This is a genomic window from Corynebacterium simulans (genome assembly GCF_001586215.1).
Classification (GTDB): domain Bacteria; phylum Actinomycetota; class Actinomycetes; order Mycobacteriales; family Mycobacteriaceae; genus Corynebacterium; species Corynebacterium simulans.
The window spans coordinates 2,464,044-2,486,879 of record NZ_CP014634.1 but is presented as its reverse complement, the minus strand read 5'-3'; the positions used below and the strand labels follow the sequence as shown (position 1 = coordinate 2,486,879).

General features: G+C 60.4%; 23 protein-coding genes and 1 riboswitch. Of the genes, 8 read left to right on the top strand and 15 right to left on the bottom strand.

The window, feature by feature from the left end; genetic code table 11:
• Positions 1 to 92: 92 nt before the first annotated feature.
• The 3 genes from pyrH to rpsB all read right to left on the bottom strand — a co-directional run bounded on the left by pyrH (position 93) and on the right by rpsB (position 2,789).
• Positions 93 to 839: a UMP kinase gene (gene pyrH, locus WM42_RS11615; protein WP_061923198.1), complete on the bottom strand. Its 747-nt coding sequence runs from the start codon at positions 837 to 839 to the stop codon at positions 93 to 95.
• Positions 840 to 1,016: 177 nt separating this feature from the next.
• The gene (gene tsf / locus WM42_RS11610) at positions 1,017 to 1,829 is read right to left on the bottom strand and encodes a translation elongation factor Ts (RefSeq protein WP_062038474.1); all 813 of its coding nucleotides are present in this window, start codon (positions 1,827 to 1,829) and stop codon (positions 1,017 to 1,019) included.
• Positions 1,830 to 1,982: 153 nt separating this feature from the next.
• Positions 1,983 to 2,789 carry a 30S ribosomal protein S2 gene (rpsB, locus tag WM42_RS11605; protein ID WP_062038471.1) on the bottom strand — a complete coding sequence of 269 codons (807 nt, stop codon included), beginning with the start codon at positions 2,787 to 2,789 and terminating at the stop codon, positions 1,983 to 1,985.
• 393 nt (positions 2,790 to 3,182) lie between these two features.
• Between rpsB and WM42_RS11600 the strand changes: the two genes are divergently transcribed.
• The gene (locus WM42_RS11600) at positions 3,183 to 3,740 is read left to right on the top strand and encodes a M23 family metallopeptidase (protein WP_082787697.1); all 558 of its coding nucleotides are present in this window, start codon (positions 3,183 to 3,185) and stop codon (positions 3,738 to 3,740) included.
• Here the strand turns inward: WM42_RS11600 and WM42_RS11595 are convergent.
• The 8 genes from WM42_RS11595 to lepB (WM42_RS11560) form a co-directional block, all read right to left on the bottom strand.
• Positions 3,718 to 4,617 (bottom strand): tyrosine recombinase XerC, encoded by a 900-nt coding sequence (locus WM42_RS11595; RefSeq protein WP_062038468.1) that lies wholly within the window; start codon positions 4,615 to 4,617, stop codon positions 3,718 to 3,720. The two genes, WM42_RS11600 and WM42_RS11595, sit on opposite strands and share 23 nt — an antisense overlap.
• 83 nt (positions 4,618 to 4,700) lie before the next feature.
• A complete protein-coding gene (gene dprA / locus WM42_RS11590; protein WP_062038465.1) occupies positions 4,701 to 5,879 on the bottom strand; it encodes a DNA-processing protein DprA in 1,179 nt (392 codons plus the stop codon).
• Entirely contained in the window at positions 5,876 to 7,396 is a 1,521-nt protein-coding gene (locus WM42_RS11585; RefSeq protein WP_062038462.1) for a YifB family Mg chelatase-like AAA ATPase, read from the bottom strand. Before WM42_RS11585 ends, dprA begins: the two co-directional genes overlap by 4 nt.
• Positions 7,383 to 7,751: a YraN family protein gene (locus WM42_RS11580; protein WP_062038459.1), complete on the bottom strand. Its 369-nt coding sequence runs from the start codon at positions 7,749 to 7,751 to the stop codon at positions 7,383 to 7,385. Before WM42_RS11580 ends, WM42_RS11585 begins: the two co-directional genes overlap by 14 nt.
• A gap of 266 nt (positions 7,752 to 8,017) precedes the next feature.
• Positions 8,018 to 8,323: a DUF2469 domain-containing protein gene (locus WM42_RS11575; RefSeq protein ID WP_061923219.1), complete on the bottom strand. Its 306-nt coding sequence runs from the start codon at positions 8,321 to 8,323 to the stop codon at positions 8,018 to 8,020.
• 66 nt (positions 8,324 to 8,389) lie between these two features.
• Positions 8,390 to 9,031, bottom strand: coding sequence for a ribonuclease HII (locus tag WM42_RS11570; RefSeq protein ID WP_062038456.1), 642 nt, complete (start codon positions 9,029 to 9,031; stop codon positions 8,390 to 8,392).
• Positions 9,018 to 9,797, bottom strand: coding sequence for a signal peptidase I (gene lepB / locus WM42_RS11565; protein WP_062038452.1), 780 nt, complete (start codon positions 9,795 to 9,797; stop codon positions 9,018 to 9,020). Before lepB (WM42_RS11565) ends, WM42_RS11570 begins: the two co-directional genes overlap by 14 nt.
• Positions 9,775 to 10,578, bottom strand: coding sequence for a signal peptidase I (gene lepB, locus WM42_RS11560; protein ID WP_062038449.1), 804 nt, complete (start codon positions 10,576 to 10,578; stop codon positions 9,775 to 9,777). The genes lepB (WM42_RS11565) and lepB (WM42_RS11560) overlap by 23 nt, the downstream gene beginning before the upstream one ends.
• Positions 10,579 to 10,768: 190 nt before the next feature.
• Between lepB (WM42_RS11560) and WM42_RS13385 the strand changes: the two genes are divergently transcribed.
• Positions 10,769 to 10,930, top strand: a complete 162-nt coding sequence (locus WM42_RS13385; RefSeq protein WP_158510277.1) for a hypothetical protein — start codon at positions 10,769 to 10,771, stop codon at positions 10,928 to 10,930.
• A 139-nt stretch (positions 10,931 to 11,069) separates the two neighbouring features.
• Here WM42_RS13385 and rplS read toward each other — a convergent pair whose 3' ends face one another.
• Positions 11,070 to 11,414 (bottom strand): 50S ribosomal protein L19, encoded by a 345-nt coding sequence (gene rplS / locus WM42_RS11550; protein ID WP_062038443.1) that lies wholly within the window; start codon positions 11,412 to 11,414, stop codon positions 11,070 to 11,072.
• 175 nt (positions 11,415 to 11,589) lie between these two features.
• Positions 11,590 to 11,705, top strand: a riboswitch (TPP riboswitch).
• On the opposite strand from rplS, the gene thiC reads away from it, so the two are divergent.
• The 6 genes from thiC (at position 11,702) to WM42_RS11520 (ending at position 17,337) form a co-directional block, all read left to right on the top strand.
• Positions 11,702 to 13,459: a phosphomethylpyrimidine synthase ThiC gene (gene thiC, locus WM42_RS11545; protein ID WP_062038440.1), complete on the top strand. Its 1,758-nt coding sequence runs from the start codon at positions 11,702 to 11,704 to the stop codon at positions 13,457 to 13,459. It overlaps the preceding riboswitch by 4 nt.
• Positions 13,460 to 13,490: 31 nt before the next feature.
• Positions 13,491 to 14,093 carry a thiamine phosphate synthase gene (locus WM42_RS11540; RefSeq protein WP_062039455.1) on the top strand — a complete coding sequence of 201 codons (603 nt, stop codon included), beginning with the start codon at positions 13,491 to 13,493 and terminating at the stop codon, positions 14,091 to 14,093.
• On the top strand, positions 14,090 to 15,190 hold the full coding sequence (thiO, locus tag WM42_RS11535; protein ID WP_062038437.1) for a glycine oxidase ThiO: 1,101 nt from the start codon (positions 14,090 to 14,092) through the stop codon (positions 15,188 to 15,190). The genes WM42_RS11540 and thiO overlap by 4 nt, the downstream gene beginning before the upstream one ends.
• Positions 15,191 to 15,237: 47 nt before the next feature.
• Positions 15,238 to 15,435 carry a sulfur carrier protein ThiS gene (thiS, locus tag WM42_RS11530; RefSeq protein WP_062038434.1) on the top strand — a complete coding sequence of 66 codons (198 nt, stop codon included), beginning with the start codon at positions 15,238 to 15,240 and terminating at the stop codon, positions 15,433 to 15,435.
• A 4-nt stretch (positions 15,436 to 15,439) separates the two neighbouring features.
• On the top strand, positions 15,440 to 16,219 hold the full coding sequence (locus tag WM42_RS11525; RefSeq protein WP_062038430.1) for a thiazole synthase: 780 nt from the start codon (positions 15,440 to 15,442) through the stop codon (positions 16,217 to 16,219).
• A complete protein-coding gene (locus tag WM42_RS11520; RefSeq protein ID WP_062038428.1) occupies positions 16,219 to 17,337 on the top strand; it encodes a ThiF family adenylyltransferase in 1,119 nt (372 codons plus the stop codon). Before WM42_RS11525 ends, WM42_RS11520 begins: the two co-directional genes overlap by 1 nt.
• A gap of 14 nt (positions 17,338 to 17,351) precedes the next feature.
• On the opposite strand, the gene WM42_RS11515 is transcribed toward WM42_RS11520, so the two are convergent.
• From WM42_RS11515 to WM42_RS11505, 3 genes are all read right to left on the bottom strand, one after another.
• Positions 17,352 to 19,457 (bottom strand): YhgE/Pip family protein, encoded by a 2,106-nt coding sequence (locus WM42_RS11515; protein ID WP_062039450.1) that lies wholly within the window; start codon positions 19,455 to 19,457, stop codon positions 17,352 to 17,354.
• A gap of 118 nt (positions 19,458 to 19,575) precedes the next feature.
• The gene (locus WM42_RS11510; RefSeq protein WP_062038425.1) at positions 19,576 to 21,906 is read right to left on the bottom strand and encodes a Tex family protein; all 2,331 of its coding nucleotides are present in this window, start codon (positions 21,904 to 21,906) and stop codon (positions 19,576 to 19,578) included.
• A gap of 182 nt (positions 21,907 to 22,088) precedes the next feature.
• Entirely contained in the window at positions 22,089 to 22,670 is a 582-nt protein-coding gene (locus WM42_RS11505; RefSeq protein WP_062038422.1) for a hypothetical protein, read from the bottom strand.
• Positions 22,671 to 22,836: the final 166 nt, after the last annotated feature.

The following is a 22,836-nucleotide window of genomic DNA, read 5'->3' as shown; positions in this document are numbered from 1 at the left end:
AAAACTCCCCTTTTCGAATTTAAGGTAACTGGGATTGAATCTAGCAGGATCGCACGCCTTCTGGGGCGAAGGACGTGGCCTAAAGTACTTTCTTAGTCTTCCTTGGACTGAACCAGGGTGCCGATCTGCTCGCCGTTGACGGCGCGCTTGATGTTTCCCTCAGTCAGCAGGTTAAACACCAGGATTGGCATGTCATTGTCCATGCAGAGGCTGAACGCGGTGGCGTCTGCAACCTTTAGGCCCTTCTCGATGACCTCACGCGGGGTGATTTCGGAGTAGAGCTCCGCATCAGGGTTGGTGCGTGGGTCGTCGGAATAGACGCCGTCAACAGCCTTGGCGAGGAAGAGCACCTCTGCCCCAATTTCCAGCGCGCGCTGTGCGGCGGTGGTGTCAGTGGAGAAGTACGGCATGCCCATGCCAGCGCCGAAGATAACCACGCGACCCTTTTCCAGGTGGCGGTCTGCGCGCAGCGGCAGGTAAGGCTCTGCGATCTGAGCCATGTTAATGGAGGTCTGCACGCGGCAATCGACGCCCTGCTGCTTCAGGAAGTCCTGCAGTGCTAGGGAGTTCATGACGGTGCCCAGCATGCCCATGTAATCAGAACGGGCGCGGTCCATGCCGCGCTGGGAAAGCTCGGCGCCGCGGAAAAAGTTGCCGCCGCCAATGACTACGGCGACCTCGGTGCCCTGCTTTGCAATCTCGGCGATCTGCTGGGCGACGTTTTCTACAACGTCTGGGTCGATGCCGACCTTGCCACCTCCGAACATTTCACCGCCCAGCTTAAGCATTACGCGCTTGTATCCGGTTCGCTTGGTGTCAGGGTTAGCCACGGCCTTCATCGTCTCCTTAATGCGGGCGTTTTTAAGTCCGTTCCATCTTACCCACACAAGCTCTATTGCTCATATTCAATGGGGTGGATGCCACCCGCACAGAAAACGCGAAGTGGTCCTGCCGCAATTGCGACAGGACCACTAGAAAGTCTGCAGCTAAAAAGCAAGCAGCTTTAAATCGAAGCCTTAGGCGCCGACCTCGTAACGGACGAAGCCCTTGATGGTGGTGCCAGCTTCCTCAGCAACCTGCTTGACGGTCTTCTTAGAGTCAGACAGTGCAGCCTGCTCAAGCAGAACGACGGACTTGAAGAAGCCGTTCAGGCGGCCTTCCACGATCTTCGGCAGAGCAGCCTCCGGCTTGCCCTCCTCGCGGGTGGTAGCCTCAGCGATCTCGCGCTCCTTCTCAACGACCTCAGCCGGAACGTCCTCGCGGGTCAGGTACTCAGCGTTCATAGCTGCGATCTGCAGAGCAACAGCGTGTGCGCCCTCAGCGTTGCCCTCGTAGGAAACGAGAACGCCAACTGCCGGCGGCAGGTCAGCGGAACGCTGGTGCAGGTAGACAGCGACGTTGTCGCCCTCAAGGGTGACTGCGCGGCGTGCCTGCAGCTTCTCGCCGGTCTTTGCGGACTCTTCGTCGACGATTTCAGAAACCTTCTTGCCGTCGATCTCGAGGTTGTTCAGCTCCTCGCCGGAGTTGACCTTAGCCTCGCCAGCAGCCTCAGCGATCTTGGTAGCGAAAGCCTTGAATGCCTCGTTCTTTGCAACGAAGTCGGTCTCGCAGTTGATTTCGACCATGGTGTTGCCGGAAACAGCAACGAGGCCCTCGGTAGCCTCGCGCTCAGCGCGCTTGGAAACGTTCTTTGCGCCCTTGATGCGCAGGAACTCTACGGCCTTGTCGTAGTCACCGTTGGACTCGTCGAGTGCCTTCTTGCAATCAAGCATGCCGGAGCCGGTAGCCTCGCGCAGTGCCTTAACGTCTGCAGCAGTGTAGTTCGCCATAGTTCGGGCGATCCTCCTTGGTTTCAAACAGTATTCGATGTGACAGCGTACTCGACGCTAACGTTTTACGCCGTCCTTGGGGGTGAGTTTTTACAGAAGAATAAACCCCCGCGGCCGTAATCCAACGGTAGCGGGGGCTTAGCCTAAAGTCTTTTACTTTGCGGACTCAGCGGATGCTGGGTCGGAAGCAGCAGCAGCCTCTGCTGCGTCGCGAGCTTCCTTCTCAGCGGAGTCGCCGGCAGCTTCCTTAGCTGCAGCCAGCTGGCGCTCCTCGCGGGCCTTCTTGCCCTCTTCAACTGCGGTGGCGATGATGCCGGACAGCAGTTTGGTAGCGCGGATTGCGTCGTCGTTGCCCGGGATCGGGAAGTCAACGTCATCCGGATCGCAGTTGGTGTCCAGGATGGCAACAACTGGGATGTTCAGCTTGTGAGCTTCCTTAACTGCGATGTGCTCCTTGTTGGTGTCAACAATCCACAGTGCGGAAGGTGCCTTGGTCATATCGGAGATGCCACCGAGAACGCGCTCCAGCTTGACGCGCTCGCGCGTCAGCATGAGGACTTCCTTCTTGGTGCGGCCCTTGTAGCCGTCCTCAGCTGCGTCCATTGCCTGAAGCTCCTTCATGCGCTTCAGACGCTTGGAAACGGTCTGGAAGTTGGTGAGCATGCCGCCCAGCCAACGGTGGTTGACGTAAGGCATACCAACGCGGGTTGCTTCCTCAGCAACTGCTTCCTGAGCCTGCTTCTTGGTGCCGACGAAGAGGATGGTGCCACCGTGGGCAACGGTCTCCTTGACGAACTCAAAAGCCTCATCGATGTAGGTCAGGGTCTGCTGAAGATCGATGATGTAGATGCCGTTACGGTCGGTGAAGATGAAACGCTTCATCTTTGGGTTCCAACGACGGGTCTGGTGGCCGAAGTGCACACCAGCGTCGAGGAGCTCGCGCATGGTTACAACTGCCATGATTCGCTCGCTTTCTGTTGTTATTTCGGTTTTGCAAGAAAATGTGCGGTGTTTTATTCCGCACCCTAGCAACGAAGGCTCTGGTCAACACCCCACTTCATGTGGGGACCGCGTCAACACAGGGCTGTTTCTTCCTTAACCCAGGAAGCAACGACTTCGCCGCGCGTAGTCAGCGCATCGAAATGTTTTTAAACATGCCAGACACACTGCTGGGGCAAATTCTAGCCACATCCTGCGCACTAGTCCAAAACGAGTGACGCTTTTCCACAATTTTTCGCTGACGCGGCCCCAAACGGCGCCACATCGTTCACATGCACCTCACTTACCTCAGTTTGTCCACAGCGCAGTAATCAACTCTTTCGCCACCACTGCCCCATTGCAAAGACTTGTTCTATGACACTCAACGCAAAGAATTTTTCTTGGATACACACGAAGCCAACTGTCTGCTGGCTCGCTCTGTGCCTCGGTGCCTTTCAACTGGTCATTCTTCCCTGTGTTCCCGGCGCGCCCAACACGCCGACCGCGTGGGCATATGTCGATCCCACGACGGGCGCTGCCATGGCAACGCGGGTTTTGGAAGGTTTTGATCCACCGGCACAGAAGTGGAGCGCTGGTCACCGCGGTGTGGATCTGGCGCTTTCGATTGGCTCTGACGTTCGCGCTGCTGGCGACGGCGAGGTCTACTTTGTTGGCAAGGTGGCGGGCAAACCCGTAGTTTCCATCGCACATGCCGATGGCGTGCGCACGACCTATCAGCCTGTATTCGGGCATGTGTCCAAGGGCGATAAGGTCCGCGAGGGCCAAGTCATTGGCAGGTTAGCGCCACCGGTGGACGGCAAGTCTGGTCTGCACTGGGGCGCGCTTATCGACGGCCCGGAAAAGACATATATCGATCCGCTTTCGCTTCTCGACGCCCCGGTGATCCGGCTTAAGCCCGTGGATGGGCCTTAGAGTAAACGTCCTTGAGCCGCTGGGCAGAAACATGGGTATAAACCTGCGTGGTCTGCAAAGAGGAATGCCCTAAAAGCTCCTGCACCACGCGCAGGTCTGCGCCGCCTTCTAGAAGGTGGGTCGCCGCAGTGTGCCGCAAGCTGTGCGGGCTTAGCCCATTGGCGCCGGTTACCTGTGCAGCTTTTTCCACCACGCGGCGCACCTGGCGTTGGTCAATACGCCCACCGCGGGTGCCCACGAAGACGGCTTCCGTCTCCCCCGCCAATTGCGAGCGGCCCTTATCCAGCCAAGTGCGCAAGGCATCAGCGGCTGCCTCTCCAAAAGGCACCACGCGCTGTTTGTTTCCTTTGCCGGTAACCCGCGCGGTCTGCCGACGCAGATCGAGGTCACCGATATCGAGGCCGGCAAGCTCTGCCACGCGCATGCCGGTGGCATAGAGCAGCTCCAGCATCGCACTATCGCGCAGGAAATGAACCTCGTCAGCCGAGACGGCATTGCCCACGAGCTCCCCTGCTTCGTTCTCCCCCAGAACCTTAGGCAGATGTTTTCCCACCTTCGGAGTCACCAAGCGCGCTGCAACATCCGAGCCAAGATGGCCTTCGCGCACCGCCCACGTCGAAAACGCACGAGCCGCCGCGGTGCGGCGTGCCAAGGTAGCTCGGGACTTGCCGGCAGTGACAGCCTCACCGAGCCAGGCGCGCAGTGCGTTCAGGTCAAAACTCGCAAAGTCTGGAACGCTACGAGCTAAGTCTCGAAGGTCAGAGCGGTATCCCTTCACCGTGGCTTGCGAACGCCCACGGATGAGCAGCTGGTGCTCGGCAAAATCCTCGATTGCCTCCACCAGCTGCCCAGATAGCTCCTCCGCGCTCCGTGTCATGTCCCAGGAGTCTACTCCAGTTGCAGAAGGCTCAACATTCCCGTGTCTAGCGCAGCGCCTTTTGTCATTTCTGTCTTCGTATCTCATTCACTGCGCCGCCAGTGCTTGCCCTCGCGCATGACCAGCCCCTGTTTCTGCAAAGCCACCAAGAGGTGGACACACAAGGCCACGCGCATGCCTGCTTGTTGCGCGATGTCTTCTGCGGTTGCACCTTCCTCGCTATTTTGTGGCGCGGCATCAAAGACCTTGAGCTCGTTGCGAGATAGCTGCTGCACCTTGCTCGGAGCAAAGTCGAGCTCGTACTGCCCTACCGCATCCACGCTTCCGACGTTGCCCACCAACCCGCGAATCTCATCCACCGATGTCACCAGCTGTGCCCGCTGGTCCTGGATGCGTTGATGGCATCCCAGCGAGCCTGCTGTGGTGACTGGCCCTGGCACCGCCATGGTCACCCGGCCAAGCGCCTCCGCCCAGTTCAAAGTGTTGAGTGCCCCTGAACGAAACGCGGCTTCTACCACCACAGTGCCGGCCGAAAGCGCCGCGACCAAGCGGTTGCGGGTGAGGAAACGATGACGCTGCGGGGTAGTCCCCGGCGCGAACTCAGAGATGACGCATCCGTTTTCCACGATCCGCGCGAACAAGGACGCATTGCGCGCAGGATAGTTAACATCAATGCCGCATGGCGCAACCGCAACTGTTTGGCCACCTGCTTCCAACGTTGCTTCATGGATAGTCGTATCCACGCCCAGCGCCCCGCCCGAAACCGTGGTCCATTGATGGCTGGCCAAGCCCCCAGCCAGCAACTTGGAGACCTCCCAGCCGTAGCGACTAATCGCGCGTGTTCCCACGAGAGCTACCGACTGAGCCACGCATTCGCGCACGGACTTGCCTTTCACCCACAGTGCATGCGGTGGAACGGCCTGGCTATCAAAGGTCGCCGGGGCATCGGCGCCGCCTGCCTGATAGAAACCGAAGGCCTGTGCGAATTCTTCCCGAGGCCATTCAGCATCCTCAGGAGTAATCAGCCGTGCGCCCACGCGCTGCGCCGCTGCCAAGTCTTCGTCCTGCCGCAGCCAGTCCCTCCTACTTGCCGTCTCATCGCGCAACGCACCAATCCAGTCCGCCGCGTGATAGACACCATGCGCCACCTCATCCACGGGGTACTGGGACAACAAACCGTGCAGGGTACGAGATGGACCTTCCACCACTCGGTTGAGATAGACCCAAGCATGCAGCGAAGTAGACAAATTTAAGCTACTCATGCCGCCAGCCTTTCCAACACGCCCGCCCCACGCAGGTCTAGTGCCTTGCCCACATGGTCGATATCAGGCTGGGCGCTGCCATCAAGGTCTGCCAGCGTCCACGCTAGGCGTAGTACACGGTCAACGCCGCGCTGGCTTAGCTCGCCATCTGCAAGATAGGCCGCAAGCATCGCCATTGCAGTCTCCGTAGCAGGACGATTCCGCCGCAAATAGGAAGCCGGCACCGCACCGTTATTGTGAACGGCAAGTCCATCACCGCGCCAGCGCTGCTTCGCTCTATCCCGTGCTTGCGCGACCCTTTCCGCGATTGCCGCCGAAGGCTCCTCATCCACCGCATGCAAGCTCGCCGCCCGGCCCGATATATCCACCACCATATCCAAGCGGTCACGCAACGGCCCCGACAAATTTGTGAGATAGTTCCGTCGTTCAGACGCCCTACACCGGCACTTGCTTGGCTCCTCAGCGGCACAACGGCACGGATTGGCGGCCAACACCAGCTGAAAGCGCGCCGGGAAGGTAACTTCGCGCCGCGCACGCGAGATGGTCACGTGCCCGTCCTCCAAAGGAGCGCGCAGCCCGTCCAATACGCGCGCGGATACTTCGCTGGCCTCATCGAGAAACAGCACCCCATGATGCGCCAAGCTCACCGCGCCTGGCCGCGGGTTCCCCGCACCGCCGCCGAGCAGAGCTGCCCGCGTGACCGAGGAATGCGGCGCAATAAACGGCGCACGGGAGACCACCGCGCCGGGAGTGCCCGCCAAAGAGTGGATGGCTGTGGCCTCGACGGATTGATCGGTGCTCAGCTTGGGCAAGATGGAAGGCAAACGTGCCGCAATCATCGACTTTCCTGATCCCGGCGGGCCCACCATCAACAGGTGATGCCCGCCAGCGGCCGAAACCTCTGCGGCCCACTTCGCTTCCCTCTGGCCCGCGATGTCGCGAAAGTCTGGAACCTCCTCGCCTGCGGGAACTGGTACTTCCATCCCCTGCGCCGAAGGCAATTCCCGGCTGCCGCATGCCCATGCGAAGGCATCGACAAGCGTGTGCGCCACCAGCACGTTCATATCCGGCACCAGCGTCGCCTCAGCCGCATTGCCCGGCGGGATCACCAAGGTGTCGAAGCCCTGGGAACGCGCCGTTAGAAGTGCTGGAATGATGCCAGATACTGGGCGCACGCTGCCATCCAAGCCCAGCTCACCAAGCACCAACGCATTGTCGAGGAGTTCATTGTGCGGCATCTGTGCAGACAAGATCGCCAATGCCATGGGCAGGTCAAAGTGTGCACCTGACTTCGGCAACGCCGCCGGCGCCATTGAGACCACCACGCGCGTCTTCGCCCACGGCAGCCGCGAGTTAACTACCGCAGTACGGATGCGGTCTCGCGATTCCGAGATCGCCGTATCCGCCATGCCCACCACCTGCACTCCCGGCAGCCCCGTTCCCACGTTGGCTTCCACCGTGACCACGTGAGCGGTAACGCCTTCGAGGGCCGTCGTATGGCATCTACCGAGCGCCATGCTCCACCCCTTCGTAGTGCGTGAGCTCAAATCCCTGGCCGCGTGCCACCAGCGCCACGACGTCGAAGCGCACTACGGACAAGGGCTTATCCTGCAGCCACTGCGCCGCAGCTTTCCGCATGCGCGCCAGCTTTCGCGGGGTAACGGCTTCGGCTACCCCAAAAGCATCAGAGGCCCTCGTCTTAACTTCTACGAAAACAATCGTGGCTCCCTCCTGCACGATGAGGTCAATCTCGCCCACCGCATAATGCACGTTGGCGGCCAGCACCTGTCCGCCGCGCTCACGATAAAACTTCGCGGCAAATGCCTCCCCGCGTTTTCCTAAAACCTGGTTCTTATTGGACCTTAAAAGCACGCTTTACTCCCCCAAATTCCGAGCTTTCGCCGCACCCTGGGCTGTGACACCCGCTGAAACGCCGCAAAAGCCGCATCAACTTTCCTTTGTAAGACCCAGTCCAGCGCAGGAGCAAAGAATATAGCTAGCCCCAAAACGCAAAAACGCGCCAACTGTGGATAACTCACCGCGACTTAGGCAAGTTACCGCGACAGGGCGCGCAAAGATGGTGTCGTTTGCTAAGCCAGCACAGCCTTACTCAGGAGCTGACATTTTTAAGGAAATAACTATTCCGGCAGGAGGAAGTCTGGCTTATCCAGCTCCTCAATGTTGACGTCTTTGTAGGTAATCACGCGGACGTAGCGCACGAAGCGAGCGGAGCGGTACATGTCCCATACCCAGGCATCAGACATGCGTACCTCGTAGTAGACATCCGGGCCCGAGGTGTGCGGGATGAGCTCCACGGCGTTCGCCAGGTAGAAGCGGCGCTCGGTTTCCACTACGTAGGAGAACTGGCTTACAACATCTCGATATTCGCGGTAGAGGGAGAGTTCTACTTCCGCCTCGTAGTTGTCGAGTTCCTCGGCGCTCACTTGCTAATCCTCCAAAGTTGTGGGGTCAATGGGCCTTAGCTTAACCCGGAAATCACCTGAACAGTTTCAGGCGCGCGCGAGAAATTTCGCGTGGGCTTGTGCCACGTTGCGATAGCTCATCCGGTGTTCCGGACAGGCACCCAATTGGGCGATCGCTTCCTGATGAATAGCCGTTCCATAGCCCTTGTGCGAGCCCAGACCATAGCCCGGATACTGCCTATCGAGCTCATCCATAACGTGGTCGCGCGTGACCTTCGCCAGCACGCTGGCAGCCGCAATGCAGCGCGCCGCGGCGTCGCCGCCCACCATGGGCAGCTGGGGTGCGGGCATGCCGGGGATCTTCAGGGCGTCGGTAAGCACGTAGTGCGGGCGCACCTCCAGGCGCGCTACCGCCCTGCGCATTCCAGAGACGTTAGCGTGCTGGATGCCGCGAGAATCAATGTCATCCGCCCCAATATGCACCACAGACCAGGCCAGAGCCTTGTCTTTGATGATGGGATAGAGCTTCTCCCGCGTCTTGGGCGTGAGCTTTTTAGAGTCGGTGAGCTTATCCAACTCCGGAATGATCTTCTCCGGCAGAATGCATGCGGCGATAGTAATCGGCCCGCAGCACGCCCCGCGGCCGGCCTCATCGACGCCGGCTACCGGGCCCAGGCCAGCCTTACTCAAGGCCACTTCGTAGGTGCGCTGTTGTTTAAGCTGCCGCATGTTGGATTTTGGGATCGTCGATAAGCTGTGCGCGTGGAATCGGCAGAACCACTGCCTCTACCTTGCCGCGAACATTGTCCACCGGAATCGTGCCCTGCAGGTTATCGCCCAAGTGCGCGCGGGAGTCAAGCGAGTTCGTGCGATTATCACCCATCACCCAAATATTTCCCTCCGGGACCGTGACGGGGCCAAAATAGCTGCCGCCGCAGGCCTCCGAACCAGCTGCGGTATCTACCGGCATCTCTGGCGGGGTCTTGACATAAGACTGGTCGATGGGCTGGCCATCCACCATCACTGCTGGGTCGCCTGCCTCGCAGGAAACGGTCTGGCCTTCGGTAGCGATAACGCGCTTGACCAAAATGTTTTCACCATTAGGCAGCAAGCCGATGGCTGCACCGGCATTTTCGACGCCGCGAACGAGCACGTTATCGGAGCGTTTTACTTCGAAAGAGGAATTCCAGGAATCGGCGCCCGCGAAGACCACGACATCACCGGGCTGCGGATCAGAGAAGTAATAGCTGAGTTTTTGGACCAAGATACGGTCATTCTTACAGCCCGCACAGCCATGCAACGTCGGCTCCATCGAAGCCGACGGAATCAGATACATCCGCCCGATGAACGTCTGCACGAAAGCCAAGACCAGAAACACCACGATGACCGTAGGCAGAAGATCGCGCACGCGCACGCGCTCTTCTTCCGGGGCGTGGTCAACGGCGCGGTTTTCTAGGTTTGTCCGCCGCTTTCTAGGCCTGGATGTCTGGGTCATCTACCCCACCAATGTGGTTGAACGGGAAGAACACGAACATGACCTTGCCGCGGACGTTTTCTACCGGAATGGTGCCCTGGTACTGATCCTGCATGTGATAGCGGGAGTCCGCGGAAGCCGTGCGGTTATCGCCCATTACCCAGATGTTTCCTTCCGGAACGGTAACTGGGCCAAAGTAGGCACCGCCGCAGGCATAGGAACCGGTCTTCTCGTCAACCTTGTAGGTTGGCGGGTCCATGACATAGTCCTGGTTAATCGGCTTGCCATCCACCATCACAGCTGGATCGCCCTCCTTACAGGACACGGTCTGGCCGCCCGTAGCTACGACGCGCTTGACCAAGGTGTTCTCATCCGGCGGGGTCAGCGAGACGTAGCTCAGTACATCCTGAATCTTGTGAATGACCTCGTTGGAAGAACGCGGCGACTGGTAATTGCGGTTCCAGTCATCGGTGCCCTTGAACACCACGACGTCGCCAGGCTCCGGGCCCTTATCTCCGTAGTAGGAAATCTTCTCGGTGAAGATGCGGTCATTGGTGCAGCCATCGCAGCCGTGAAGGGTTGGCTCCATCGAACCAGAAGGAATGACATATTGGCGGCCGATGAAGGTTTGTACGAGGCCTACCACGCACAACACGCAGAGGATGATGAGAAGGGTCTCCAGGAGCCACGGCAGCTCCTTTTTCTCCTTCTTTTCTTTCTTCTCTGATACTTCTTCTACCGGCTTAGCCTCGCTAGTCGCGACGTCTGCGCCATGGTCTTCGAATTCCTTCTCGTTATTCACGGGCTAAATCCTAGCAACAATGGGCCCGAAAACCGGCACCCTGACGAAAGCATTCAGCGAACTCTAAGTTCGCCGAATCCCCCATCAGTCCCCCGCGAGCTCTGCAAACTTCCATCAAAAAGTATTGAATTACTTTTTCTCCTGAAGTAGCGTGCTGTTTATGTCTTTGGGAATAGTTGAACTTCTTTTCATGCTCGTACCGCTACTGATCATCGTTGCGATCGTCGCGGGCGTCGTCTGGTGGGCGAAAAAGGTAAGGAGCGACCAACAAGACATTAAGCACATGCTCACCGAGCAGCAAATGGCCCAGGACTCCACCCAGCAGCCGGGCACCGGCTCAGCACAGATTTAAACGCCGGACCAAAACCAAGAAAACTAGAGCAAAGCTAACAGTCCAGACCTAAAAGTCTAGACATAGCAAAAGCGCCCACTCTCCCTCTCGAACCTCGAATGAGGAACGAAGACGGAGGCGGGCGCTTTCGGCGCTAGAACTAGCGGCGCTCCTTGATGCGAGCCTTCTTGCCGCGCAGGTCGCGCAGGTAGTACAGCTTTGCACGGCGGACACGGCCGCGGCGTACAACCTGGATGGACTCGAGGTTCGGGGAGTGAACCGGGAAGGTACGCTCAACGCCGATGCCGAAGGAGACCTTGCGGACGGTGAAGGTCTCACGGATGCCAGCGCCCTGGCGGCGGATGCACACGCCCTTAAAGAGCTGAACACGCTGGGTCTTACCCTCGATGACCTTGACGTTTACGTCGAGGGTATCGCCTGGGCGGAAGTCTGGAACATCGTCACGCAGCTGTGCTGCATCTACCTTGTCAATGAGGTTAGCCATTGTTTTTCCTTTTCAGTTTAAGACAGAGGACCCTAGCGCCCCTTCAACCTTGAAGAAGCTGACCGGTTCGTGCCTGTTACATAGAACAAAGGAATTCTTCCATACCCACCGCGCGAACAGCAAATTCTTGCAATTCCAAGACAGACGCGCATCACAGGGTTTATGGTGTGTGATGCAAGTACCCCACGGGTGCCCACGAAGAAGTGGGCTGAGATAGGCGCCAAGGCCGCGTCTAGACCGTTCGAACCTGTCTGGTTAGCACCAGCGAAGGAAGTGAGGAAGGCGCCATGTCGGCTACCCCTAACGAGATCCATCCAAAGCACTCTTACTCCCCCATCATCCGTGATGGCCTGGAGGTACCGGAAACCCAGATCGAGCTCGATGACTCGCCCACTGGGCCCAACGAGCCTTTCCGCGTCTACCGCACCCGCGGCCCCGAGTGTGAGCCGGAGGTGGGCCTGCCGGGTCTGCGCAGCGAGTGGATTGCAGGCCGCGGCGACGTTGAGGAGTACGCCGGGCGCGAGCGCAACCTGGCCGATGACGGCAAGTCCGCGCAGCGCCGCGGGGCTGCCTCCCAGGAATGGCGCGGCGAGAAGCGTGCTGTCCTGCGCGCCAAGGCCGGCAAGCGCGTCACCCAGATGCACTATGCCCGCAAGGGAATCATCACCAAGGAAATGGAGTTCGTGGCGCTGCGCGAGCACTGCGATCCCGAGTTCGTGCGCGCCGAGGTCGCCCGCGGACGCGCGATTATCCCGAATAACATCAACCACCCTGAGTCCGAGCCGATGATCATCGGCCGCAAGTTCTTGACCAAGATCAACGCCAACATTGGCAACTCCGCCGTGACTTCTTCTATCGCAGAAGAAGTGTCCAAACTGCGCTGGGCCACCCGCTGGGGAGCCGATACCGTGATGGATCTTTCCACCGGCGATGACATCCACACCACCCGCGAGTGGATTCTGCGCAACTCCCCAGTACCGATTGGCACCGTGCCTATCTACCAGGCGCTGGAGAAGGTAAACGGCGTGGCCGAGGACCTTACCTGGGAGATCTTCCGCGATACCGTCATCGAGCAGTGCGAGCAGGGCGTGGACTACATGACCATCCACGCCGGCGTTCTGCTCCCATTCATCCCGTTGACCACCAAGCGCGTCACCGGAATTGTCTCCCGCGGCGGTTCGATTATGGCCGGCTGGTGCCTGGCCCACCACAAGGAGTCCTTCCTCTACGAGAACTTCGACGAGCTCTGCGAGATTTTCGCGCAATACGACGTCGCCTTCTCCTTGGGCGATGGCCTGCGCCCTGGCAGCCTGGCCGACGCCAACGACACGGCGCAGTTCGCCGAGCTTAAGACCATCGGCGAGCTCACCCGCCGCGCCTGGGAATACGACGTGCAGGTCATGGTGGAAGGCCCCGGCCACGTTCCGCTGAACATGATCCAGGAAAACAACGAGCTGGAACAGGACTGGGCCCACGACGCCCCGTTCTACACACTGGGCCCGCTGGTCACGGACATCGCTCCGGGATATGACCACATCACTTCCGCCATCGGCGCCGCACACATCGCCATGGGCGGCACCGCGATGCTGTGCTACGTCACCCCGAAGGAGCATCTGGGTCTGCCGAACCGTGACGATGTCAAGACCGGCGTCATCACCTACAAGCTCGCCGCGCATGCCGCCGACGTGGCCAAGGGCCACCCCGGCGCGCGGGCGTGGGACGACGCCATGAGCAAGGCCCGCTTCGAATTCCGGTGGCACGATCAGTTCGCGCTTTCGCTCGACCCTGAGACCGCGCAGGAATACCACGATGAGACCTTGCCGGCTGAGCCCGCCAAGACCGCGCACTTTTGTTCGATGTGTGGCCCGAAGTTCTGTTCCATGCGGATTAGCCAGGACATCCGCGATACTTTCTCGGATTCCCTGGGCATGCCGAGCTTTCCCACCGATGCCAAGGCCGGCGAGGCAATGATGTCAGCCGAGTTCAAGGCGCAAGGCTCCAAGCTCTATCAAACGGCAGACAAGGAACCAGCCGACCGTGCTTGATCTGCGTTGTTACTTCGTCACCGGCACCAATATGTCACCGGAGATTGCCGCGGCCGCCGTGCGTGGCGGCGCGGGCGTGGTACAGGTGCGCTCAAAGCCAATTTCTGCCCGCACGCTCTATGATTTGGGCGCCCGCGTGGCCGAGGCGGTACACGAGGTAAATCCGCGCGCGCACGTGCTTATCGACGACCGCGTCGACGTCGCCCTAGCTCTGCGTTGCGCGGGCGCGCCCGTCCACGGCGTGCACATCGGCCAGGACGATCTCTGCCCACGTGCCGCACGTGAGCTGCTCGGCCCCGATGCCATCATCGGCCTGACCACGGGAACGCTTGAGTTAATTAGGGACGCGAACCAGTACGCGGACGTCCTCGACTACGTCGGCTGCGGTCCCTTCCGCGCTACCCCGACGAAGGATTCCGGGCGCACCCCGCTGGGGCTCGAGAGCTACCCAGAGATCGTCGCCGCCTCGCAGCTGCCCGTAGTCGCCATCGGCGACGTCACCGCGGACGATGCCGCCGAGCTCGCTGCAACTGGCGTCGACGGCCTGGCCGTCGTGCGCGGAATCATGAATGCCCCGGACCCGGCCGCCTACTGCGAGCGTCTCCTGAGCGAATTCGAGAAAGGTCGCGCATGAGCGTTGCCATCGTCGGTGCCGGGGTCATCGGCCTTGCCACCGCAGTAGAGTTGGCCCAGTCAGAGATCAAAGTCGATGTCTTCGACCCAGCGCCAGCATCCGGCGCCACGCACCATGCCGGCGGCATGCTGGCTCCCGCCGCGGAGGTGGTCTATCAACAAGACCCGCTCTTTCCGCTGATGCAAGCCTCAGGCAAGTGGTATCCGGAGCTTATCGCGGCCGTCGCCAAGCACAGCGACCTCGATACCGGCTACCGCGACGAAGGCACGCTCGTGGTAGCCGCGGACCGCGCCGATTCCCAGCATTTGTCAGAGCTCATGGACTACCAGAATGCGCACGGCATGCAGGTCGAGCGCATCACCGTGCGGCAGGCGCGCTCCCTCGAACCGGGGCTGAGCCCACGCCTGGCCGGCGCTGTCTCAATTCCTGGGGATACGCAGGTCTTCCCCCGGCAATGGGCGCTCGCGCTATACGACGCCGCGGAAAACCTAGGCGTGCACTTTCACCGCACAAAGGTCACACACATCGGCGATGGAGTCGACGGCGGAATGGTACACACCGAAGGAGGTACTTTCGCCGCAGACCAGGTGGTGCTGGCCGCCGGACTGGGGGCGAATAGTCTTAGCGAATGGTCGCAACCGCTGCGCCCAGTCTACGGCGACATCCTGCGCCTACGTGTGCCAGAGCAACGCCGCCCACTGCTAGACCGCGTGGTGCGCGGATTCGTGGAAGACCGCCCTATCTATCTGATTCCACGCGGCGACGGAACCATCGCCGTGGGCGCGACCAGCCGCGAGGATAGCCTCAATGCCCCGCAGGCCGGCGGTGTCTATGACCTGCTGCGCGATGCCATCCGGGTGCTGCCGGGCATCGAAGATTGCGAGTTCCTAGAAGCCACCACCGGCGCCCGCCCGGGCACGCCTGATGATCTTCCCTACCTGGGGCGCGTGAGTGACAGGCTCATTGTCTCCACCGGGTATTTCCGCCACGGCATCCTGCTGGCCGCCTTCGGTGCACGGTGTACGCGCGAGCTCGTCCTCGGCGAGGACCCCAGCATCGAACTTTCGGCCTGCGACCCGCTGCGCTTTGCGCGCTAGAGCCGAAGTAAAGACAGCTATATCAAGACAGATATTTAAGGAACACGATGACAATCACCTACAACGGGCAGAAGATGGATACCACCGCAGCAACAGTGGCGGCACTGATTGCCGAGGTCAATGCACCAGAAGCGGGCACTGCGGTGGCCATAAATGGCGCGGTGATTCCACGCTCGGCGTGGGAAGACACCTGCCTCGAAGAAGGCGCGGTCATCGATGTTCTTACTGCAATCCAGGGAGGCTAGTAAAGTGCTGACAATCGCGGATAAGAGCTTTGAAACTCGGCTCATCATGGGCACGGGTGGCGCAAGCAGCCAGGACGCGCTGGAAAAAGCGCTGGTAGCCTCCGGCACGCAGCTAACCACCGTGGCGATGCGCCGCCACAGCGCGCAGGCAGGTGGCGAGAGCGTCTTTGACTTGCTGCGCCGGCTTAACATTGCGCCGCTGCCGAATACCGCGGGCTGCCGCACCGCGCGCGATGCCGTGCTCACGGCGCAGCTGGCGCGCGAGGCACTAGGTACCAATTGGGTCAAGGTAGAAGTCATCGCGGATGAGCACACGCTGCTTCCCGATGTCGTAGAAACCATCGACGCCACCGAGCTCCTCGTGGCAGAGGGGTTTACGGTCTTGGCCTATACCAGCGATGACCCAGTGGCGGCGCTGCGCTTGGAGGATGCGGGCGCTTCCGCCGTGATGCCGTTAGGCGCGCCGATCGGCACGGGGCTGGGTATTTTAAATCCCCATAACATCAAGCTCATCGCCGCGCGCGCCAGTGTGCCCGTGCTTGTCGACGCCGGCATCGGCACCGCCTCCGACGCCGCCCTCGCGATGGAGCTAGGCTGTGACGGGGTTCTGCTGGCCAGCGCTATCAACCGCTGCCAAGACCCCGTGGCCATGGCCCACGCTATGCGTCATGCGGTGGCCGCCGGGCACTATGCCCGCCAGGCAGGACGCATCCCGCGCCGCGAGCATGCCCAAGCCTCTTCAACCTTCGAAGGCCTTGCCAGCTGGGCCGATGAGGTGCTCTAGTGGGCCTTAGCGAACTCGAGTCTGCCCGCACCGCGCGCCAACAGGTGCTAATCGGCCAAGATGCGCAGGTAGCTCTTAACCGCGCGCACGTACTCATCGTGGGTGCGGGCGGATTGGGCTGCCCGGTCCTGCAGCAGCTGGCCGCCGCGGGTATCGGGCACATTACGCTCATCGACGATGACGAGGTAGCGCTGAGCAATATCCACCGCCAGGTGCTCTTCGGCGTGGATGACGTGGGCCAGCCCAAGGCCGCGGTCGCCGCCCGGCGCGCCCGTAAGCTTCAGCCAGAGATACACATCGAGGCGAAAGTCGCCCGATTTAGCGCAGACAATGCACTGCAACTGTGTCAGGACACAGACCTCGTCATCGACGGCACAGATACCTTCGACACGAAGTACCTCATCGCCGACGCCTGCGAGGCAACCTCGACTCCGCTGGTCTGGGGCACCGTCTTGGGTTTTCGCGGCGACGTAGCACTATGGCATTCAGGCACTTTCACACCGGATGGCCGCGGCTGCGGTTTGCGCGACCTCTTCCCTGCCGCTCCCAATGCCGATGCCCTTCCCGATTGCGCCAGCGCCGGTGTTCTGGGAGCTACCACCTCCGTCATCGGCGGGCTGATGGCCACCGCCGCGATTGGCTGGTTCACCGGAATCGACACCACCGTGGGCCAGGTATCCAGCTACACCGCGTACCCAGCTAGCCTGCGCAGCTTCCGCGTCAGCGCCGATCCTGGGCGCGCACTATGCGCTTCACTGGAAGCTCATGCCGAGCTCGACTCCGACGCCAGTGTTGCTGCTAGCACTGGCGAAGCTGCGGAGTGCTTCCTCGACATCCGGGACCCGTCCGCACTGCTTTATAGCTCGCTGCCGGCGAACTTGCGCCAGCACGCTCTGCCTTTTCACACGATTGCCGCAGGCACCACTGGCGATGAGATGGTGCGCGCAGCACTGGGCTCCTTAGAGGCTCCGGCTGGCGGCACCGTCTGGGTAATTTGTGATTCTGGCAGCCGCAGCGCCGGTTTCGCGCTGCGCTATGGCGAGCTCGCCGCAGGGCTTGGACTGCGGCTGCGCAGCTACCCCGGCGGCGCGGAGCGCCTACACCGGGAGCTTGGTTAGCTCGCGCACGCCGCTTAAGCCGTGGTCGCTGCCATGACCTTGTGCTCGTCCAACAGGCGGGCGGTGCCGTGGTGGCGTGCGCGGAAGATGAGGTAGCTGGCGGCTACTGCCAAGACGGTGACGCTGAGCAAGACCATGATGCCGCCGGCGAAGGTGCCGTCATGAATGCCATCGGTGGCGCGGGTGAAGGCGTTCTTGGCATAGGTCATCGGGTGAAAAGGATGCAGCAAACGCAGCGGTGCCGGGATGGCCGCCGTGGGCCACACGCCGCCGAAGACCATGACTCCCATGGCAAAAACGCCGACCGAGAAGATGGCGCCAATCCTGCGCCCGAAGGTCACCAGCAACAGCTGGTAGGTGGCAGCGCCCACCATCGCGATTGCTGCGAGCACTCCCAGCATCATCGGCCAGCTTGCCGGGTGCCAGCCCATAAGCGTGGACATCAGCGCCATGCCCAGCAACAACAGGAAGTTAATGCCGCTAACCACCGCGAATGCGGGCAAAATACCACGCAGATAATAAGGCAGGGTCATAGCGAGCAACAGCATGGCTAGGAAGCCAAAGACGAGCACCAGAAGCATCGAGACGCCGCCCGTGATTTCCTTCTTGGTTGGGTCGACGGCACTAACGCCGGTCTGCACCGGATGAACGTTGGATTCGGTGAAGCTGATCGGCACCGCCATATTCTGTGCTGTCACGTCCGGCTGGGTAATATGCGGGGCCTTCGCAGCACCCTCGCCCAGCTTCGTGGCGAGCTGACCCGAACCATCCTTGAGCCTATCGATGCCGTCTTTCAATTGGGCACCGCCGCCCTTCAACTGACCGGTACCATCCTTGAGGCTCGTGGTGCCCTCTGCCAGGCGTCCCGCACCTTCATCCAGCTGCACGGCACCGGTAGATAGCTCGCCCACGCCGCTTTTTAGCTGACCGGTTCCCTCCGCCAGCTGATGGGTGCCTTGGTTGAGCTTGAGCATGCCACCTAGGTACTCGGAATTCGGGTCGGACAAGTTGTAATTCAGCTGCTGCGTACCATCACGCAGCTTCTCCAGCTGGGAGACCATGTTGCTGCTATTTGCCGGATCCAGCTTCGTCAACAAAGTGGAAAGCTGGTCTGCCTGGGCCGTCATGCCCATTCCGCGCAGCACATCCACCAAGCCGATGAGGCTCGGCACCACTGACTGTGCTTGCTGCAGGAGTGGGATGAGCATGCCGGTGAGCTGGCCGACGCCACCTTCGATTTGGCTGGCTCCTTCGCCAAGCTTGCCCGTGCCCTCCAGCAACTTATCGGAGCCCGTCGCCAACTCATTCGCGCCGTCGTCAAGCCGGCCCGCACCCGTGGAAAGCTCGCTTACGCCCTGGACCAGCCGGCCAGTGCCATCGTGCAGCTGCCCCGCACCGTTGTTGAGCACGCCCGCTCCGGCATCCAGCTTGTCGATGCCGGTCACCGCCTTCTCGCCGCCAGCCTGCAGCTTGCCCACGCCCTCGTCAAGACGGCCTGCACCTTCGGCCGCGGTACCAATGCCATCGCTGAGCTTGACCATGCCCTCGATGACTTGATCCGCATACTTTTTGGAAATCGCGTTCTCAACGCTGGTCTGAACCTGCGGAACCAGGCTCGAAGAAATCACCGAGCCATTCGTTCCGTAATAATCGTTGCTGGCGAAGTGGATCTGCGGTTTGACCGGCTTATCGCTGATGATGGTAACCGCTTGCTCCGAGAAAACCTTTGGGATGGTCACCACCATCAGGTACTTGCCCTTTAACAACCCATCGTTTGCCTCCTGGGCGTTCATCTCGGCGAAGTTCAGGTAGTCAGTTTCCAGGAGGCCTTCTACTACTTGATCGCCGTAGTTGACGTATTTGCCCTGTTTTTCCACGCCGGCGTCCTCATTGACCACCGCCAAGTCAATCTGCCGCATGTACTTGGAAGGGTCCCACATCGCCCACATCATCGTGGCTGCGAGGATGACTGGCGCTACCAGCAAGAAAACGATCAGCACCCGCGAGAGTGTGCTACGCGGGCGCCAGTCCAGGATGCGATGCCACCCCTTCGCTTCCGTTTCCTGCACGGCATGGGCAGCCGGCTGCGTGGCGTCGAACGGCGTTTGTTTCTGATGCAAGGCGAAACCCTCCCTCATGAAGGTACAGTGACCGCGGTCACCCTTTTGTTTGTTTCACCAAACTTATCACTAACTCGCCGCGCTGCACTAACACGCCACGAAGCAACTTTTAATAAATTTATTTGCCGAAGCCGGCCTTCTTCAGCGCATCCGCCATGGAGCCGCCGGCGGGACGTCCACCGGAATTGCCGCGGCCGCCACGCGCTCCACGGCCACCTTTGGGGCCATTGCCGGTGTTGCCGCCTCTGCTGCTACCGCCGTTGCCACCACGCTTGCCGCCACCCTGGCGTTGTGTAGGCTGGCCTGGTTCATCATCGAGGCGCAGCGAGAGGCCGATGCGCTGACGCTGCACGTCAACCTCCATGACCTTGACCTTTACTACCTGCCCGGAGCGCACGACCTCGTGCGGATCAGAGATGAACTTATTGCTCATCGCGGAGACGTGTACCAGGCCGTCCTGGTGCACTCCGACGTCCACGAAGGCGCCGAAGGCCGCAACGTTGGTGACGGTCCCCTCCAGGATCATGCCCGGTACCAGGTCCGAGACTTTGTCCACGCCTTCCTTGAAAGTAGCGGTCTTAAACTCTGGACGCGGGTCGCGGCCAGGCTTGTCCAGCTCGGCAATGATGTCGGTGACAGTCGGGATACCGAAGGTCTCATCGGCAAAGTCTCCCGGCTGCAGCTTCTGCAGGACGCGGGAGTTGCCAATCAAGTCCGCCACGCCCATGCCAGTGGACTCCGCGATACGCGCCACCACCGGGTAGGCCTCAGGGTGAACTGCCGAGCTATCGAGCGGATCGGTTCCGCCATTGATGCGCAGGAAGCCTGCTGCCTGCTCGAAGGCCTTTGGCCCAAGGCGCGGCACCTTCTTGAGCTCCTTGCGCGAGGCAAAGGAACCATTCTCGTCGCGATAGGCCACAATGTTGGTGGCGATGGTGGAGTTTACGCCCGCCACGCGCTCAAGCAGCGGAACAGATGCGGTGTTTAGGTCAACGCCGACACCGTTTACTGCATCCTCAACCACGCCGTCGAGGGTGCGCGCCAGCGAGGTCTGGTTGACATCGTGTTGATACTGGCCCACGCCGATGGCCTTCGGATCAATCTTGACCAGCTCAGCCAGGGGATCCTGCAAACGGCGTGCGATGGAGACTGCACCACGCAGCGAGACATCCATGTCTGGGAACTCATCCGCCGCCAGCTGGGAGGCCGAGTACACCGAAGCGCCGGACTCGGAGACCACGACCGGAGTTGGGCGCTGGCCGCCGGCCTGCTTAAGCATGTCAGCGATCTCGTTGGCCAGCTTCTCCGTCTCACGGGAAGCGGTGCCGTTGCCGATGGCCATAAGGTCCACCGAGTGCTTCGCACACAGCGTGGCCAGAGTGTTTACTGCCTGGCTCCACTGGTTCTGCGGCTGATGCGGATAGACAATTGCGGTATCAAGAACCTTGCCCGTGGAATCAACTACAGCGCACTTCACGCCGTTTCGATAGCCCGGGTCCAGCCCAATCGTGGCGCGTTGACCCGCCGGTGCCGCCAACAAGACGTCGCGCAGGTTGGTGGCAAAGACCTTGAGCGCGCCCTCCTCCGCGATTTCTTTGAGGCGCATGCGCACATCAAGGCCAGAAGAAATGTAGAGCTTCGTGCGCCAGCCCCAGTGCACGGCGTCGGAAAGCCACTTGGAATCGCCGACCGCAAGATCAAAACGCTCGGCAATCATGCCCTCATAGACTTCGTCTTCACCGGCATCCAGGTTGAGCTGGAGAACGCCCTCGTTCTCACCGCGCAGCAAGGCCAAAATCCGGTGCGAGGGCAGCTGGTCGAAAGGCTCAGAGAACTCGAAGTAGTCCTTGAACTTGGCGCCTTCGGCTTCCTTGCCAGCCACCACGGAAGCGCCCATGGTGCCCTCGTTGAACATGCGCTCGCGCACCTCGCCGACCAAGTCGGCGTCGAGAGCAAACCGGTCAATGATGATGGAACGCGCGCCCTCGAGAGCCTTCTTGGTGTCTTCAAATCCTTCAGTCAGGAACTGCCCCGCCATCTCTTCTGGATTGGCCGTGGGGTTCTCAATGAGCTTGTCCGTCAACTCTTCCAGGCCGGCCTCACGAGCGATGTCGGCCTTGGTCTTGCGGCGCTTCTTGTATGGCAGGTACAGGTCTTCCAAACGCGCCTTGGTCTCACACTCGAGAATCTGTGCACGCAGCTCGTCGGTGAGCTTTCCTTGCTCATCGATAGCCGCCAAAATTGCCTCTTTACGCTCTTCCAATTCGCGCAGGTACGTCGCGCGCTCCTCGATGGTGCGCAACTGCGAATCATCCAAACCACCAGTGGCTTCTTTGCGGTAGCGCGCGATGAATGGGACAGTGTTTCCCTCCGCCAGAAGCGTCAAAGCAGTCTCAACCTGAGACTCCTTTACACCAATCTCTGCGGCGATGGTAGCTGCAATCTTCAAAAGAAATCCTCACCTTTGTGGCTGATTTTCTGGACTCAACAAAGGTACCGCACCGCCCTTTCATCCCAGCGATGAGCGCTCCAACTCCTCAATTGCTTCCCCTCACGCAGTAACGCCCCAACACATTCGTGTCGGGGCGACTCGTTCAGGAAGCGAAAGCGCTTTGGCGTGCTGGCAGAGTGCTAGTAGATGAGAACTGCTGCGTTGTCGCCTCCAGAACAGCGGACAGAGGAGGACGTGCCGGAGCAGTACATGTCGTAGTTGCCGCCGGTAGCCGGAGAATAAACCTTCAGCGTTGCGTTCGGGGAGCCGGTCGCGGCGTAGTTGCTTACAAAGGATGAATAAACATTTGCTGCAAAGCTTTGCGAGGTGTTGCCAGTGAGCGCTCGATAGCTGGAGTATCCAGAGGAGTAGGACGGAGCTTGTGCAACGCGCTCAACGGGTACGACGGGTTCTGGCGCCTGCGCGGTCACGGTGGCCGGGCGCTGCTCAGTGACAGTTACTGGGGCGGCCTCCTGTGCAGGGGAGACGAGTACTGGGGAGGCCGCACCAGCAGCAGCATCATCAGAGCCGCCACTTTTGCCCATGAACGCCATGACGCCCGCCACGATTGCAGCCAAGCAAAGACCAACGATGGCCGTAATAGCCACCGTCAAGCCGGTTGATATCCCGCCGCGCTGCTCTGTGGGTGCCACGTAGTTATCTGCCGGATCGGTGAAACCAGCGACGTTGTTGGCCGGAGGGAAAGTATTGGGGATGGACATGCGGTGCACCTGCCTTGTATCGAGTAAAGAGAGAAGGAAGTAAGGAGACTTCCTGTTGATGACCTCATGCTAAGACGGGCGCTACCAACGACGATTGAATCCGGGGAACATTCCTCTTTCCGCAGCTCACAAGATGATTCTGCAGCAACTAATCAAAGGGCGAGGT